The 16540-nt window shown below is 69.2% G+C and carries 13 protein-coding genes, 1 tRNA gene and 1 pseudogene; 5 read left to right on the top strand and 10 right to left on the bottom strand.

Annotation, left to right across the window (positions count from 1 at the left end; translation table 11 throughout):
• Nucleotides 1-7: 7 nt before the first annotated feature.
• The 9 genes and pseudogenes from BJ999_RS00750 to dnaA all read right to left on the bottom strand — a co-directional run bounded on the left by BJ999_RS00750 (nucleotide 8) and on the right by dnaA (nucleotide 12800).
• A tRNA-Ile gene (locus tag BJ999_RS00750) sits at nucleotides 8-84 on the bottom strand.
• Between the two features lie 89 nt (nucleotides 85-173).
• The gene (locus BJ999_RS43370; RefSeq protein WP_420838221.1) at nucleotides 174-881 is read right to left on the bottom strand and encodes a DUF3566 domain-containing protein; all 708 of its coding nucleotides are present in this window, start codon (nucleotides 879-881) and stop codon (nucleotides 174-176) included.
• A gap of 330 nt (nucleotides 882-1211) precedes the next feature.
• Nucleotides 1212-3716, bottom strand: coding sequence for a DNA gyrase subunit A (gene gyrA / locus BJ999_RS00740; RefSeq protein ID WP_179831446.1), 2505 nt, complete (start codon nucleotides 3714-3716; stop codon nucleotides 1212-1214).
• A gap of 82 nt (nucleotides 3717-3798) precedes the next feature.
• The gene (gene gyrB, locus BJ999_RS00735) at nucleotides 3799-5736 is read right to left on the bottom strand and encodes a DNA topoisomerase (ATP-hydrolyzing) subunit B (RefSeq protein WP_179831445.1); all 1938 of its coding nucleotides are present in this window, start codon (nucleotides 5734-5736) and stop codon (nucleotides 3799-3801) included.
• A 358-nt stretch (nucleotides 5737-6094) separates the two neighbouring features.
• A complete protein-coding gene (locus BJ999_RS00730; RefSeq protein WP_229810074.1) occupies nucleotides 6095-6613 on the bottom strand; it encodes a DciA family protein in 519 nt (172 codons plus the stop codon).
• Nucleotides 6610-7752 (bottom strand): DNA replication/repair protein RecF, encoded by a 1143-nt coding sequence (gene recF / locus BJ999_RS00725; RefSeq protein WP_179831444.1) that lies wholly within the window; start codon nucleotides 7750-7752, stop codon nucleotides 6610-6612. The genes BJ999_RS00730 and recF overlap by 4 nt, the downstream gene beginning before the upstream one ends.
• A 159-nt stretch (nucleotides 7753-7911) precedes the next feature.
• Nucleotides 7912-8856, bottom strand: a pseudogene (gnd, locus tag BJ999_RS00720) (phosphogluconate dehydrogenase (NAD(+)-dependent, decarboxylating)); the annotation flags it as partial.
• Nucleotides 8857-8946: 90 nt separating this feature from the next.
• Entirely contained in the window at nucleotides 8947-10089 is a 1143-nt protein-coding gene (gene dnaN / locus BJ999_RS00715) for a DNA polymerase III subunit beta (RefSeq protein ID WP_179831442.1), read from the bottom strand.
• A gap of 653 nt (nucleotides 10090-10742) precedes the next feature.
• A complete protein-coding gene (dnaA, locus tag BJ999_RS00710; protein ID WP_179831441.1) occupies nucleotides 10743-12800 on the bottom strand; it encodes a chromosomal replication initiator protein DnaA in 2058 nt (685 codons plus the stop codon).
• Between the two features lie 602 nt (nucleotides 12801-13402).
• On the opposite strand from dnaA, the gene rpmH reads away from it, so the two are divergent.
• The 5 genes from rpmH to BJ999_RS00685 are packed head-to-tail and all read left to right on the top strand — an operon-like array spanning nucleotide 13403 to nucleotide 15814.
• The gene (rpmH, locus tag BJ999_RS00705; protein WP_151542862.1) at nucleotides 13403-13540 is read left to right on the top strand and encodes a 50S ribosomal protein L34; all 138 of its coding nucleotides are present in this window, start codon (nucleotides 13403-13405) and stop codon (nucleotides 13538-13540) included.
• Nucleotides 13509-13922, top strand: a complete 414-nt coding sequence (gene rnpA / locus BJ999_RS00700; protein ID WP_373292683.1) for a ribonuclease P protein component — start codon at nucleotides 13509-13511, stop codon at nucleotides 13920-13922. The genes rpmH and rnpA overlap by 32 nt, the downstream gene beginning before the upstream one ends.
• Nucleotides 13919-14287, top strand: a complete 369-nt coding sequence (gene yidD / locus BJ999_RS00695; RefSeq protein ID WP_179831439.1) for a membrane protein insertion efficiency factor YidD — start codon at nucleotides 13919-13921, stop codon at nucleotides 14285-14287. The genes rnpA and yidD overlap by 4 nt, the downstream gene beginning before the upstream one ends.
• Entirely contained in the window at nucleotides 14280-15290 is a 1011-nt protein-coding gene (gene yidC / locus BJ999_RS00690) for a membrane protein insertase YidC (RefSeq protein WP_179831438.1), read from the top strand. Before yidD ends, yidC begins: the two co-directional genes overlap by 8 nt.
• A gap of 38 nt (nucleotides 15291-15328) precedes the next feature.
• Nucleotides 15329-15814, top strand: a complete 486-nt coding sequence (locus BJ999_RS00685) for a Jag family protein (protein ID WP_179831437.1) — start codon at nucleotides 15329-15331, stop codon at nucleotides 15812-15814.
• Nucleotides 15815-15986: 172 nt separating this feature from the next.
• Here BJ999_RS00685 and BJ999_RS00680 read toward each other — a convergent pair whose 3' ends face one another.
• Entirely contained in the window at nucleotides 15987-16439 is a 453-nt protein-coding gene (locus tag BJ999_RS00680) for a DUF6458 family protein (protein WP_179831436.1), read from the bottom strand.
• Nucleotides 16440-16540 lie beyond the last annotated feature (101 nt).

Below are 16540 nucleotides of genomic sequence, written 5' to 3'. Positions count from 1 at the left end.
TCTGAGCTGGTGGGCCTAGGTGGACTTGAACCACCGGCCTCATCCTTATCAGGGATGCGCTCTAACCGACTGAGCTATAGGCCCGGAGTGTGCCGCCGCCCTGGCGGCGCAACGAGAGGTTACCCCATCTGGGCGGGCAACCGGAAATCGATTGCCGGGCGGCGGCGGCAGGCTTACTCGGCTTCCTTGAGGGTGACCTCGACACCGCCCACGAGGTCGGCGGCGAGGTTGTAGATGACGGAGCCGACCGTGGAGAGGGCGGTGATGAGCAGGACGTTGAGGGCGCCGACAAGGACGGTGTAGCCGAAGACGCGGATGAAGGAGAACCAGCTTCCGGCGTCGACGCTTCCGGTGGTCTCGCCCTGTTCCTTGGTGAGGCTGTTGACGGTGTCGCTGATCGCGTCGAAGACGCCGAGCCCGGACAGGATCACGTACAGGACGACGACGGCGACCAGCAGGACGACGAAGCAGACCAGCGACATGACGAAGCTGAACTTCATCACCGACCAGGGTTCGAGCCTGGCGAGCTGGAGCTGGGCCTTGCGGGCCGGCTTGCCGGGCGCGGGCTTGGACGCGGCGCCGGCCGGGGCCATCGCGGTGGACGGACGGTCCTTCAGGACGGTGCCGGCGAAGCCGCGGCCGCCCGAGCCGGACGAGTTGCCGGACGGCCCGCCCGCGGAATTGAACGCCTTGCCGGGCGTGTCCGTACGTCCTGTCGAGACCGAACCGGACGGCTCGGCGGGTTTGGCCCAGCCCACCGAGCCGGAACCGCCCGCGGGGCCGGATGCGGAACCGGCCGGAGTACCCGCCGCGCCGCCGACGGGAGGCGCCGGCCTGGCGGCGGGCTTGGGCTGCTCGGCGGTGTCCTTGACCGGGGCGATCTCAGGCGTGTCGGCCGGCTTGGCCGACGCGTCGTCGATCTGGGTGATATCGGCCCTCGTCTCGTCGCTGCCCTTGCCGACGGGGTCCGTCGCACCGGTGTCGATGTCGACGGTCGTCTCGTCGCGCCCGGACTTGGCGGACGCGGCGGCCACCGTCTTGCCCGGCTTCCCCCTGGACTTGCCGGTGGACTTGGCGGGGCCGGACTTGGCGCCGGGTTTCCGGTCGCCGTTCTTGCCTGCGCCGGCGGCGCCTGCCCCGTCGTTGTCCTGGCCGGGCTCGGTGCTCACGTGTCCTCCTGGCCTAGCGGCTCGGTGACGATGCAGGATACGTCACTCACCGTCGCCCCCTTCGGCTTCGTCAGAGTCCTCCATGGACTCTACGTTCCTCGCGATGGCCACCACGCTGTTCCCGTCGGCGAGATTCATCAGACGGACGCCCATGGTCTGCCTGCCGGACTGCTTGATCTCGGCGGCGGTGGTACGGATCACGCCGGCGTTCGACGTCATCGCGAACACCTCGTCGTCCGGGCCGACCATCAGGGCTCCGACCAACTTGCCGCGAGATTCCACGATCTTAGCGGTGAGAACGCCCTTGCCCCCACGTCCCTGGAGCGGGTACTGGTCCACCGGGGTGCGCTTGGCGTAGCCGCCCCCGGTGGCCACCAGGACGTCCTGGGAGGTGTCCTGCACGACCAGCATGTTGAGGACCTCCTGGTCCTCCTCGAAACGCATGCCGATGACGCCGGACGTGGCGCGTCCCATCGGGCGCAGCGACTCGTCGTCGGCGCGGAACCGGATCGCCTGGGCGCCGGTGGAGACCATCAGCAGGTTGTCGTCGGAGGACACGAGCCGCGCGGCGATCACCTCGTCGTCGTCGACGAGGTTGATGGCGATGATGCCGCCGGTGCGGGGCGAGTCGAAGTCGCGCAGCGCGGTCTTCTTGACGCGGCCCTTCTTCGTGCCGAGCACGAGGTAGGGGGCGACCTCGTAGTCGCGCAGGTCCATGACCTGGGCGATGTGCTCGTCGGGCTGGAAGGCGAGCAGGTTCGCGACGTGCTGGCCGCGCGAGTCGCGGCCGGAGTCGGGCAGCTCGTAGGCCTTGGCGCGGTACACGCGGCCCTTGTTGGTGAAGAACAGGATCCAGTGGTGCGTCGTGGTGACGAAGAACTGGTCGACGATGTCGTCCTGCTTCAGCTGCGCGCCGCGGACGCCCTTGCCGCCGCGCCGCTGCGCGCGGTAGTGGTCGGTGCGGGTGCGCTTGGCGTAGCCGCCGCGGGTGATGGTGACGACGACGTCCTCTTCGGCGATGAGGTCCTCGTACGACACGTCCCCGTCGAACGGGATGATCTGGGTGCGCCGCTCGTCGCCGAACTTCTCGACGATCGGGGCGAGCTCGTCGCCGACGATCCGGCGCTGCCGCTCGGGCGAGGCGAGGATCTCGTTGTAGTCGGCGATCTCCGCCATGAGCTTGTCGTACTCGTCGATGATCTGCTGGCGCTCCAGGGCGGCCAGCTTGCGCAGCTGCATGTCGAGGATGGCCTGCGCCTGGATCTCGTCGATCTCCAGCAGGTTCATCAGGCCCTGCTGCGCCTGCGAGGCGGACGGCGAGCGCCGGATCAGGGCGATGACCTCGTCGATGCGGTCGAGGGCCTTGAGCAGGGCGCGCAGGATGTGGGCGCGCTCCTCGGCCTTGCGGAGCAGGAACCGGGTGCGGCGGACGACGACGTCGATCTGGTGCGCGACCCAGTGCCGGACGAACTGGTCGATGCGCAGGGTGCGCGGCACGCCGTCGACGAGCGCGAGCATGTTCGCGCCGAACGTCTCCTGCAGCTGCGTGTGCTTGTACAGGTTGTTCAGGACGACCTTGGCGACGGCGTCCCGCTTGAGGACGATGACCAGGCGCTGTCCCGTACGGCCGGACGTCTCGTCGCGGACGTCGGCGATGCCGTCGAGCTTGCCCTCCTTCACGCCGTCGGCGATCTTGAGGGCGAGGTTGTCCGGGTTGACCTGGTAGGGGAGCTCGGTGACGACGAGGCAGGTGCGGCCCTGGATCTCCTCGACCTCGACGACGGCCCGCATGGTGATGGAGCCGCGGCCGGTCCGGTAGGCCTCCTCGATCCCCTTGCGGCCGACGATGAGGCCGGCGGTCGGGAAGTCGGGGCCCTTGACCCGCTCGATCAGTGCCTCGAGCAGATCCTCGTCGGACGCGCCGTAGTTGTCCAGGTACCAGCGGACGCCGTCGGCGACCTCGCGCAGGTTGTGCGGCGGGATGTTCGTCGCCATCCCGACCGCGATGCCGGCGGACCCGTTGACCAGCAGGTTCGGGTACCGGGACGGCAGGACGTCGGGCTCCTGCGAGCGGCCGTCGTAGTTCGGGGAGAAGTCGACGGTCTCCTTGTCGATGTCGCGCAGGAGCTCCATCGCCAGGGGCGCCATGCGGCACTCGGTGTACCGCATGGCCGCGGCGGGGTCGTTGCCGCGCGAGCCGAAGTTGCCGTTGCCGTCGACCAGCGGGTACCGCATCGACCACGGCTGGGCGAGCCGGACGAGCGCGTCGTAGATGGCCGAGTCGCCGTGGGGGTGGTAGTTCCCCATGACGTCGCCGACGACGCGGGCGCACTTGAAGTAGCCGCGGTCGGGCCGGTAGCCGCCGTCGTACATCGCGTACAGGACGCGGCGGTGGACGGGTTTGAGACCGTCGCGCACCTCGGGCAGCGCGCGCGCGACGATGACCGACATCGCGTAGTCGAGATAGCTCTTCTGCATCTCGACCTGGATGTCGACCGGTTCGATCCGTTCGCCCGGGTGTCCGCCCTCTGTGGTCACGTCCGTCACTCTCAAGACCTCTTCTGCTCGATGGGAAGGAAGTACGTCCGCCTGCGGGAGTCAGGCCGGGGAGCCGGCCCTGGCACGTACCTCAGATGTCGAGGAAGCGCACGTCCTTGGCGTTGCGCTGGATGAACTCCCGGCGGGGCTCGACCTCCTCGCCCATGAGCACGCTGAACAGCTCGTCCGCCTGGGCGGCGTCGTCCAGCTGGACCTGCAGCAGGACCCGGTTGTCGGGGTCCATGGTGGTGTCCCACAGCTCGTTGGCGTTCATCTCGCCGAGGCCCTTGAACCGCTGCACCAGGTCGCGGGGACGGGGGTCGCGCTTGCCCGCGGCGATCCCGGCCTCGATGATCGCGTCCCGCTCCGAGTCGGAGAAGGCGTAGTCGGCCTCGGTGCCCCGCGCGTCCCACTTGATCTTGTAGAGCGGGGGCTGCGACAGGTACACGTGGCCGGCCTCGATCAGCGGCTTCATGAACCGGAACAGCAGCGTCATCAGCAGGGTGTTGATGTGGTGGCCGTCCACGTCGGCGTCCGACATCAGGATGATCTTGTGATAGCGCAGCTTGGAGATGTCGAACTCGTCGTGCACCCCGGTGCCGAGGGCGGTGATGATCGCCTGCACCTCGTTGTTCTTCAGGATCTTGTCGATCCTGGCCTTCTCCACGTTCAGGATCTTGCCGCGGATCGGGAGGATCGCCTGGAAGTGCGGGTCGCGGCCGCCCTTGGCCGAGCCGCCGGCCGAGTCGCCCTCGACGATGTAGAGCTCGGACCTGGCCGGGTCGGTGGACTGGCAGTCCGACAGCTTGCCCGGCAGGGACGTCGACTCCAGCAGGCTCTTGCGCCGGGTCAGGTCACGCGCCTGCCGCGCCGCGACCCGCGCGCGCGCCGCCTGGGACGCCTTGTTGATGATCTCCTTGGCCTCGCCCGGGTTCTCCTCGAACCAGTCGCGCAGGTAGACGTTGCAGGCCCGCTGCACGAACGACTTGGCCTCGGTGTTGCCGAGCTTGGTCTTGGTCTGCCCCTCGAACTGGGGGTCCGCCAGCTTGATCGAGATGATCGCGGTGAGGCCCTCGCGGACGTCCTCGCCGGTCAGGTTGTCGTCCTTGTCCCGCAGCAGGCCCTTGTCGCGCGCGTACCGGTTGACGATCGTGGTGAGCGCCGCCCGGAAGCCCTCCTCGTGGGTGCCGCCCTCCGCCGTGTTGATGGTGTTGGCGAAGGTGTGCACCGACTCGGAGTAGGACGAGTTCCACTGCATGGCGATCTCGACCGACATGCCGGTGGCGTCGTCGTTGAAGTAGATGACGGACTCGTGCGCGGAGTCCTTGCGCGCGTTCAGGTAGCGGACGAAGTCCTCGATGCCGCCTTCGTAGTGGTACCGGACGACGTGCGGCTCGCCGTTGACGTGGTCGGGGCGCTCGTCCTGCAGCGTGATGGACAGGCCGCGGTTGAGGAACGCCATCTCCTGCATCCGGCGGGAGAGCGTCTCGAAGTTCCACTCGAGGGTCTCGAAGATGTCGGGGTCGGGCCAGAACGTGATGAGGGTCCCGGTCTCGTCGGTCTCCTCACCCTTCTGGAGCTCGATCTCGGGCCCCTGCCAGGTGTAGGACTGGCGCCACACGTGGCCGTCGGTGCGGACCTCCGCCTCCATCCGGGTGGACAGCGCGTTCACCACGGCCGAGCCCACACCGTGCAGGCCGCCCGAGACGGCGTAGGACTTGCCGTCGAACTTGCCGCCCGCGTGCAGCGTGGTCAGCACCAGCTCGATGGCCGGGCGCTTTTCCACAGGGTGCTCACCGACGGGGATGCCACGGCCGTTGTCGAGGACGCTGACGCCGCCGTCGGCCATGAGCGTGACCACGATCTCGTCGGCGTAGCCGGCCAAGGCCTCGTCGACCGCGTTGTCCACGATCTCGTAGACGAGGTGGTGCAACCCGCGCTCGCCCGTCGAGCCGATGTACATGCCCGGGCGCTTGCGAACTGCCTCAAGCCCTTCAAGGACAGTGATCGAACTAGCGTCGTACGCCAAAGGAGATCCTCCTGCCGGGGATGTCTGCCGCTCCGCGCCCGAGGGAGGCGCGGTGTGCCCCGTAACACACATGCGGGCACCCGGTCGGTGCTCTGGTCATGCTGGTCAGAGCCTCGGGCGCCCAATGACGGCGCAGCATCCTGAACCCGCATTCATTCTACCGGGTGACGAGGCGAAAAGTGGCACTCGCGAGCGCTGTGTGCGCGTGTGGCGGCCGAAGGGCCCCGGAGACACATCCCCCCATTGGGTCAGGGGGGTTATTTGGCCTACGTGGCGCTCGCCGCTGAACTGGACGACCCATCACCGAACAGATGTTCCCACCCGCCACTGACACATCGGCGCGGTCCGGGGCGTCGGCTCACCGGACGCGCCACGCACCCGTCCGGCGCGGCCCTGACGAGGGCCCCACCACCTTCACGCGGCGGACGGTGCCGTGGCCGAGTTCCTCGTTCAGCCGCCGCACGAGCGTGGACGACAGCAGGCGCAGCTGCGTGGCCCAGGTCGTCGAGTCGGCGGCAACGGTGAGCTCGCCGTCCTCGAAGTGCTCGGGCCGGGTGTGCTCGGCGAGTTCCGCGCCGACGATGCCGGCCCAGTTGCCGAACACCCCGCCGACGGCGGCGCGCTGCTCCCACCCGCGCGAGGCCATCAGGTCGCGGATCGCCGCCCCGAACAGCTGGGGGTCGCCGCCACGCCCGGGATCCCGCACGCGCCCGCCCCGTCCGGCGCCCTTGCGCTTGCCGCCCTGGCCGGGCATCGTGCCGCGCTTGAGCGCGTCCGCCTTGGCCTGGGCGAGCGCCTCGCGGGCCAGCTCGATCCCTGACTTGGCGGGAGGAGCCCCGTCTTCGGCGGACTTGTGCACATCCTGTGGATCACTCACTCGCTCGTCCCCTCGGAGTCACGAACGACCTGGCCGTCCGAGACGGTATACGAGCCCCCTGTCAGTTCGGCGGGGACGTCGGCGGGGACTGCCGCCGTGATCAGGACCTGCTCGGCCGGCGCCACCATCTCGGCCAGCCGGCTGCGCCGCCCGGTGTCCAGCTCGGCGAACACGTCGTCCAGGATGAGGACGGGGTCGTCGCCGTCCGCGCGGAGCAGGTCGAACGCGGCGAGCCGCAGCCCGAGCGCGAACGACCACGACTCGCCGTGGCTGGCGTAGCCGCGCGCCGGAAGCTCCCCGAGGCGCAGCACCAGCTCGTCCCGGTGCGGGCCGACGAGGCTCACGCCGCGTTCCAGTTCCTGCTTGCGCGACTCGGCGACCGCCTTCAGGATCTGCTCGGCCAGTTGTCCACGGTCTGTGGACAACTCCGCGTCCCCGAGGGAGCTCTTGTAGATCAGATCGGCCGCGTCACTGTGCGGAGCGAGCGCCGCATAGGCCTGTGCCACGAGCGGGCGCAGCGCCCCAACGAGATCGAGCCGTGCCGCCAGGAGCTCCGATCCCATGCGCGCCAGATGCGAATCCCACACGTCCAGGGTGGCGAGCACCTCCGGGCCAGGGGAGCGCCGGTGCGCGGCCGCCGATTTCAACAGGGCGTTGCGCTGCTTGAGGACACGGTCGTAGTCGGACCGCACGCCGGCGAACCGTGGCGCCCGCGCGGTCAGCAACTCGTCCATGAACCGGCGCCGCTCCCCCGGGTCGCCCTTCACGAGCGAGAGGTCCTCAGGGGCGAACAACACCGTCCGCAGCATCCCCAGGATCTCGCGCGGCCTGGGGACGGGGGACCGGTTGAGCCGCGCCCGGTTCGCCTTGCCCGGGTTGATCTCGAGCTCGATCAGCGCCTTGCGGTCATCCTTCACCACCCCGGCCCGCACGATCGCCCGCGGCGCCCCGTGCCGGACGAGCGGCGCATCCGTCGCGGCCCTGTGACTGCCGTGCGAGGCGACGTATCCGATGGCCTCGACCAGGTTCGTCTTGCCCTGCCCGTTCGGCCCCACGAACGCGGTGACCCCCGGCTCCAAAGCGACCTCGGCGGCCGGATACGAGCGGAAGTCCTGCAACGAAAGGTGGGCGACGTGCACAACACACGAGCGTAGAGCCTCACCCGCCCCCCACCACACACCTCACCCACACGGAGGGCCTGTGCACACCCCGCCCTCCCAGGGGGCCGACCCCACTCCCAGCCTGGAACACACCGCCGGGAGCCGGGGCCGGAACCCACAACTGTGGATAACCGAGGATCAGACCGAGGGAGGGTTCACGTCGGCGCCGGGGGAGTCGGCGCCCTTGGAGGACTCGACGGCGTGGCCGCCGAACTGGTTGCGGAGGGCGGCTACGACGCGCATCGTGGGGGAGTCGTCCTGGCGGGAGGCGAAGCGGGCGAAGAGGGACGCCGTGATGGCGGGCAGCGGGACGGCGTGGTCGACCGCGGCCTGGACGGTCCAGCGGCCCTCGCCGGAGTCGTTGGCGTAGCCGCGCAGGTCGTCCAGCTCGGGGTCGTCGGCGAGCGCGCGGTTCAGCAGGTCGAGCAGCCAGGAGCGGATGACCGTGCCCTCCTGCCAGCTCAGGAACGTCTCCGGCACGTTGGTGACGATGTCGCTGGCCTCGATCAGCTCGTAGCCCTCGCCGAACGCCTGCATCATCGCGTACTCGATGCCGTTGTGGACCATCTTCACGAAGTGGCCGGCGCCGACCTTGCCGGAGTGGACGAAGCCGTACTCGCCCTCCGGCTTGAGCGTTTCGAAGATCGGCATCAGCCGCTTCACGGCGTCCTCGTCGCCGCCGACCATGAGCGCGTAGCCGTTCTCCAGGCCCCACACGCCGCCGCTGACACCGCAGTCGACGAACCCGATGCCCTTGGCGGCCAGCTCCTCGCCGTGCCTCCTGTCGTCCACATAGTGTGAATTACCGCCGTCCACGACGAGGTCGCCCTGTTCCAGGACCTCCCCCAGCTTGTGGACGGTCTCCGCCGTCGGCTTGCCTGCGGGGACCATCACCCACACGGCCCGCGGCGGGGACAACCGCTCGACCAGTTCCTCGACCGAGCCGACGTCGCTGACCTCCGGGTCGCGGTCGTAGCCGACGACGGTGTGGCCGCCGCGGCGCAGCCGCTCGGCCATGTTGCCGCCCATCTTGCCCAGGCCGATGATGCCAAGCTCCATGAAACGCTCACTCTCCCCTGTGCGTGCCTGCCTGTGCGTGCCTGTCCGCCTCGTCCGCGGGGGCGCGGCTCCCCCGCGGACATCGCCACGGTGCCATGCCCTGGAGGGTGGTACTTATCCGGACAGACGGACCGGCATGATCAGGTAACGGTAGTTCGGGTTCTCCCCGTCCTGCGGCGGCTTTCCGGTGAGGACGGCCGGCTTGGTCGGGGTGGTGAAGGACAGCCGCGCCACGTCCGAGCCGATCGCGGAGAGCCCGTCGAGGAGGAACCCGGGGTTGAACGCGATGTCGATGTCCTCGCCCTCCAGGGACGCCTCCAGGCCCTCCACGGCCTGAGCCTCGTCACCCGTCCCGGCCTCCAGGACGACCTCGCCCTGGCTGAACGAGAGCCGGACGGGGGTGTTGCGCTCCGCCACGAGGGAGACGCGCTTGACGGCCTCGATGAAGGCCGCGGTCTGGACCTCGGCAAGGCCCGCGTACTCGCTCGGCAGCAGCGAGCGGTACTTGACGAAGTCGCCGTCCAGCAGCCGGGACGTGGTGCGGCGGCCGCCGCCCTCGAAACCGATCATGCCTTCGCCGGTGCCGCCCGTCCCGCCGAGCGCGATCGACAGCTCCGCGCCGGCCGTCAGCGACTTGGCGGTGTCGGCCAGCGTGCGGGCCGGGACGAGCGCGACGGCGGAGAAGTCCGGGCGCTCGGGCTTCCAGTGCAGCTCGCGGACGGCGAGGCGGTAGCGGTCCGTGGACGCCAGCGTGACGGTCTCACCCTCGATCTCCACACGGACGCCGGTCAGCATGGGGATCGTGTCGTCCTTGCCCGCGGCGATCGCGACCTGGGACACGGCGGCGGCGAACTCGTCGCTTCCCACCGACCCCGCTGCGGGCGGCATCTCCGGCAGCGTCGGGTAGTCCTCCACAGGCATGGTGAGAAGTGTGAACTTCGCGCTGCCGCAGCGGAGCATCACCTTCGCGCCGTCCGTCGTCACCTCCACAGGGTGGGGAGGAAGGCTGCGCGAGATCTCGGCGAGGAGCCGCCCGGACACCAGCGCCGTCCCGGCCTCCTCCACGTCGATGTCCGTGGACACCTGGGCCGAGACCTCGTAGTCGAACGCGGACAGCTTCAGCCGGTCGCCGTTGCCCTCGCCCCCGGCGACGATGTGCATGCCCGCGAGGACCGGCACCGGGGGACGGACGGGGAGCGTGCGCGCGGTCCAGGCGACGGCGTCGGCCAGGGCGTCTCTGTCGATGCGGAACTTCAAAGGGACCCGCCTCCTGCAGGTGTCGGACAAGGGTGAGCTGATCTCGTCCGGGCCGGGGCGCTCGGTGCGCGTTGTCCCCAGGCCCTGACTTGAGATGGATCTTTTCTTGGATAGATAAGGAGAGCAGTACTAGTAATAGGGGCCGTGGATAGTGTGGACAGAGGCCGTTGTCCCAGGTGAGACCGCGTTTCTCTGTCCACCGGTGCTGTGCATGGGCCGTGGACGGCGCGACGGCGCCTGGGGACGGCGAAATCATCCCCACACGTCATCCTCATGTCATCCCCCGGTTATCCACGAGTTCTCCACGGGTATACAGCCCGTTCGCCTGCGCTGGGGACGACGGGGCCGGTGATCTCCGGGGCCGTCCCCAGGCCGTCCCCAGCCCTTCCACCGGTTTTCCCCAGAAGGCCGGGCGGCGGTGCACACCCGGTCCACACCCGTCCACCGTTCATCCTCAGCTTCTCCCAAGGTTGCCCACAGGGTTATCCGCGAAAATCCCCAGAGTTTTCCACAAGTTGTGAGCAGCGCCGCCGATTCTCGGCTGACGCGCGCCTTTTGTCGGTTCTTTGCCTTGAACTGGGTGTGGACGGTGCGGGCGGGGCCCGTCCACAGGCGTGACGCAGGTCTGTCCACAGTGTGTACGAACAGGGGGATCAGCGCTTGCGGGCCTGGTGCTTGATGCGCCCCGTCAGCTCCGTGACCTGGTTGTATATGGCGCGGCGCTCGGCCATCAGCGACCGGATCTTGCGTTCGGCGTGCATGACCGTGGTGTGGTCGCGCCCCCCGAACTGCTGCCCGATCTTCGGAAGGGACAGTTCGGTCAGTTCCCGGCACAGGTACATCGCGATCTGCCGGGCGGTGACGAGCATCCGCGAGCGGGACGGCCCGCACAGGTCGTCGATCGTCGTCCCGAAGTACTCGACGGTCTGCGCCATGATCATGGCGGCGGTGATCTCGGGACCGGAATCGTTGGGGATGAGGTCCTTCAGGACGATCTCGGCGAGCTTCATGTCGACCGACTGCCGGTTCAGGCTCGCGAACGCCGTGACCCGGATCAGCGCGCCCTCCAGCTCGCGGATGTTCGTCGCGATCTGCGAGGCGATGAACTCCAGTACGTCGGGCGGCGCGGCGAGGCCCTCCTGCCGGGCCTTCTTCTGCAGGATCGCGATCCGCGTCTCCAGCTCGGGCGGCTGGACGTCGGTCGTCAGGCCCCACTCGAACCGGTTGCGCAGCCGGTCCTCCAGCGTCACCAGCTCCTTGGGCGGGCGGTCGCTGGAGATCACGATCTGCTTGCTGGCGTTGTGGAGCGTGTTGAACGTGTGGAAGAACTCCTCCTGCGTCTGCTCCTTGCCCTCAAGGAACTGGATGTCGTCGACGAGGAGGATGTCCACATCCCGGTAGCGGCGGCGGAACCCGTCGGCCTTGCCGTCGCGGATCGAGTTGATGAAGTCGTTCGTGAACTCCTCGGAGCTCACGTAGCGGACGCGGGCCCCGTTGAAGAGGCTCTGCGCGTAGTGGCCGATCGCGTGCAGCAGGTGGGTCTTCCCCAGGCCCGAGTCGCCGTAGATGAACAACGGGTTGTACGCCTTGGCGGGCTGCTCGGCCACCGCGACGGCGGCGGCGTGCGCGAACCTGTTCGAGGAGCCGATGACGAACGTCTCGAACGTGTACTTCGGGTTCAGCCGTGCGTGCTCGGACGCACCGGACTGCTGTGGTGGTGCCGGCGCGGGCGCACGGGGGTCGGACGTAGGGCCTCGGGGGTCGGTGCCCTCCTCGTCCCGGAAGACGCCTTCACCCCTGTAGGACTGCTCACCGCTCGAATAAGACTGTTCGGCCCCTGGGTAGGGCTGTTCACCGTTGGGGAACTTGTCGTCCGAGTGCCCGAGAGGGGCCTCATTCCCGGCGTGCTGCGGTTCGCGGCCCTGGGCCTCTGGGCGGCCAGGGCGCAACGGGCCGAGCGTCCGGTCGTTGAGGTGGGAGTGCGGCGGCCGTCCCTGGGGCTCGCCGCCGTAGCCTTCCTGCCCCCCGTAGCTCGGGTAGCCGCGGCCTTCGTAGGGCGCCGGCCCGCGTCCGCCGGGGCCCGCACCGTAGGCGGGCGGACGGGGAGCAGGCGGGTACGACCCGCGGTCGTCGTCCTGAGCCTGTGGATAACCTCCGGGCATACCGGGGTTGTGGGTAACTCCCGACTGCGGCCGGTATCCCTGGTCTGTGTACGCCTGTTCTGGATACGGGCGGTCGGGACGCTCCGCGTAGGACGACTGATCCCCGTACGGTTGCTCCCCGTACGGCTGCTCCGTATAAGAACGGTCCCGATCCCGGTCGCGCTCGTCGTGCGTCCGCTCGCCGTAGGGCTCGCCATAAGAAGGAGTGGGCTCGTGCAGACCGGGCCCTGCGCCCGGCCCCGGAATCGGCGCGGACAAGGGCTCGCCCGCGCCCGGACGGGCACCCCCAGGTGGCTCCGGCTGGACGGTCACCGCGACCCGGATCTCCCGGCCCAGTTCGCGGGAAAGGGCCTGCGTGATGAGGTTGCGCAGGCGCGTCTCAAGTGCGTCCTTGGCGAACTCGTTGGGCGCGGCGAGCAGTGCCGTTCCCTCGACGAGTGCCAGCGGGCGGACCATGGGCAGCCATGCGCGGTAGCTCGGCGACAGATCGCTCTCGGAGAGCGCGGTGAGGGTGCGGGCCCAGACCGATCCGAGATCCTGACCGTCCATGCGCAAGGTCCCCTCCCCACAACTCCGCCGAACGGAGCACCTGTACTGCCCGGCTTTCCCGCGGGATGCCACACGCCTCACAGGACACTGCCGCGACGCGGAAGACTTACTCTCTCACGAGTTGTCCACAGAGTTGTCCACATGCTGTGCATAGGCATGGGGGACCCTGTGCAAAACCCGTGAGGCGGGTTCAGGGGTGCGCGGTCGGCAAGGGGCCGGCCTTAGTGAGGGCCGGTACGGGATGGTTCTCGAACGGGGGGCTTGAGGAACGCCGACATCGGATTCTTCGAAGGAAGTGTCGGCTCGCCTCGTCGACCTTAACCGGTGCCGGACACGGCCGCAACACGGGCACCATCGATCCCGCCCGTCCGACGGAGCCTCGCGACGGGAGCCCCGCGGCGGCCGCCTCCGCTTGACCGGCCCCCTGGATACCCCGTAACGTTCTGAGGTCGAGTCGCATCGACGGAGATGTCGCGTGCCCGCCGGCTGCCCCTCAGGAAAGCTCGGGTGGGCCCCCGCTGCGGGGGACCGTACGCGGCCCTCGGTGCGAGCCTTCGAGCGCCAAGTCCTCAGACGAACCGACCGCAGCACTGGAGCCTCAAGTGAGCAAGCGTACCTTCCAGCCGAACAACCGTCGTCGCCACAAGAAGCACGGCTTCCGGCTGCGCATGCGCACGCGCGCGGGCCGCGCGATCCTGTCGAGCCGGCGTGGCAAGGGCCGCGCCCGCGTCGCGGTCTGACCCACCCCTCATAGTGCTGCCGTCCGGAAACCGGATGCGGCGGCGGGACGACTTCTCGTTGGCCGTCCGGCGCGGTCGCCGCGCCGGACGGCCAACTGTCGTCGTTCATCTGCTACGCCCGGAAGAGTTCCGACCGGCGGCGGCGCGGCCGCTGGTCGGGTTCATCGTGGCGCGCACCGTCGGCAACGCCGTGGTCCGCAACACGACCCGGCGCCGGCTCCGCCACCTGATGCGCCCGCACCTCGACCGCCTGCCAGCGGGTAGCCTGCTCGTAGTGCGCGCCAACCCCCGTGCGGGAGCGGCGCGACCAGACGAACTGGCCGCGGATCTGGAGTCGGCGCTCGACCGGCTGCTGCGGCCCGCGTCCAAGGGGCGAAGATGAGGAGTCCGCAGGGGACCGAGTTCCCCGCGCAGCACCGGACGGGCCACCCGGGTCCCGTCGCGGCCTTGCTGATCCTTCTCGTCCGCGCCTACCGCCGCTTCTTGAGTCCCCTGCTCGGGCAGCAGTGCCGCTTCCAGCCCAGCTGCAGCGCGTACGGCCTGGAGGCCCTCCAGGTGCACGGGGCACTGCGCGGCACGTGGCTGACGGCCCGCCGGATCGCGCGGTGCCAACCTTTCCACCCAGGCGGCCACGACCCGGTACCGCCGAAGAAGACGCCGGAACAGCGCGCGGCGGCTTCCTCGAACTCAGGCCGCGAGGAGAGCGGCCCCGCCCTAGCAGAGCCCAAGGAGCTGCCCGGTGCTTGATTGGTTGTACGAGATCGTCTCTCAGCTCATCGTGTGGATCCACACGGGGCTCAGTACGGTCGTCCCCAAGGACAGCGGATGGGCGTGGGGCGGTTCGATCATCCTCCTCACCGTCCTCCTGCGGCTGCTCCTCGTCCCCCTCTTCGTGAAGCAGATCCACGCTTCGCGCAAGATGCAGGAGCTGAACCCGAAGGTTCAGGCGCTGCGCAAGAAGTACAAGAACGACAAGCAGCGCCTCAACCAGGAGGTCATGAAGCTCTACCAGGAGAACGGCGCCAACCCGCTCTCGGGCTGCCTGCCGCTCCTGGTGCAGATGCCCATCTTCATCGGGCTGTTCCAGACGCTGAAGCGGATCTCGGACGCCAAGCCGGGGCAGAGCGTCTTCGCCGTCTCGTCCGACCTGGTGGCGAGCGCGCAGAACGCGAACATCTTCGGCGCCCACATCCCGGACACGTTCCTGAACGCCTGGGGCACCGACCCCAAGAGCTGGACGGCGATCATCATCACCGGCATCGCCGTGGTGATCAGCTCCGTCACGACCTTCTTCACCGTCCGGGCCAGCATGAAGCGGCAGCCCGTCGCGGACGAGGCCAACCCGATGATGCAGGCGCAGAAGATGATGGTCTTCCTGGCGCCGCTGTTCGGCCTCTTCGGCCTCGGCTTCCCCCTGGGCGTCCTCATGTACTGGGTGACGTCCAACAGCTGGACCCTGGCGCAGCAGCACTACATCTACAAGCGGTACCCACCGCCCGGCACGAACGGTGAGGCCGCTGCGGCCACGGCCAAGACGGGGACCAAGACCGGCCCCAAGGCCGCCGGGTCCAAGGCGGGGGCGTCCAAGGCGGGTGGGTCCAAGAACGGTGAGGCGGCGCCGTCGGGCATCAAGGCGAAACTGAAGAAGGAGCCGGAACCGGCCCCCGAGCCCGAGGACAAGCCGAAGGTCGTGCGCAACCAGCCGACCCGCAAGTCGCGCAGCAAGCGCAGCGGTACCCAGAAGCGCTAGTTTGGACCCCCGAGCATGTGCCGGAGAAGGAGACCCCGTTGAGCCAGACCGACACCACCGAGGTCGACGTCCAGGCGCTCGAACAGGAAGGCGAGATCGCCGCCGACTACATCGAGGGCCTGCTGGACATCGGTGACTACGACGGCGACATCGACATGGACGTCGAGGGCGAGCGCGCCATGGTCGCCGTCGTCGGAGGTGCCCTGGACGAACTGGTCGGCAAGCGCGGCGAGGTCCTGGAGGCCCTCCAGGAGCTCACCCGGCTCGCCGTCCACCGCCAGACCGGCAACCGCACCCGCCTCATGCTGGACATCGGCGGCTACCGCGAGCGGCGCCGCGCCGAGCTGACCAAGCTCGGGACGGACGTCGCGAACGAGGTCAAGCAGTCCGGCGAGCCCAAGCCCCTCGCCCCGATGACCCCGTTCGAGCGCAAGATCGTCCACGACGCCATCGCCGCCGCGGGCCTCCGCAGCGAGTCCGAGGGCGAGGAGCCCGACCGCTACGTGGTCGTCTCCCCCGCCTGACCCTCACGGCTGCACACGGCCCCGACCGGATCCCCCGGTCGGGGCCGTCGCCTTTCCGAACAGGGCCGGCATTCTTCCTCGGGCATGAGAGGGCCCCGCGCCCTGGCCGGCGCGGGGCCCTGGGGAGCTCGGTGTGCACCGCCGCCCTGGCACACCGAGCAGGCTCTCGGTGCTACCGCCGTGCGGTCCGGCGCCAGCGGCGGCGCGGGACGGCGTCGCCGGTGTCGACTGTGTTCTGCACTGCCGGGTCCTGCGCGTTGGCGGGATCCTGCGCGTACCCCGGGTCCTGTGGATGGTTGTGCGTGACCCCCCTGTCCGCCGGGTGCTCGACCACACGTTCGACGCGCTCGGCGGGACGGCCGCCGGGCGGCGGCGGGTCCTCGATGATGTGCTCCTCGCGGATCACCGTCCCCGGCTCGTCGCCGTAGGCGGGATCGGCTCCGGCCACACGTCCGGCCGCGCGGCGCGGCCGGGTGTACTTGAGCGTGAATCCCATGCTGATCAGGCCGACCAGGATCAGGATCCATCCGACCATGTGGATGTCGAGGCCGCTGAGGTCAACGCGGATGGCGAAAGCCAGGATCGCCCCTAGGGCGATGAATGCGAGACTGACTCCGATTCCCATGTGTCGGAGCTCCTTCCGGGGGACGGACGGGCGTCACGGCAGCCTGTACCCGGCCCTCGGCGATTATGCGGCGGGGTCATGTGGTTCTCGCCATAACGCAA

This window comes from Actinomadura citrea (genome assembly GCF_013409045.1).
GTDB lineage: Bacteria > Actinomycetota > Actinomycetes > Streptosporangiales > Streptosporangiaceae > Spirillospora > Spirillospora citrea.
The sequence above is the reverse complement of the archived record's forward strand: the minus strand, read 5'-3'. Positions and strand labels throughout refer to the sequence as shown.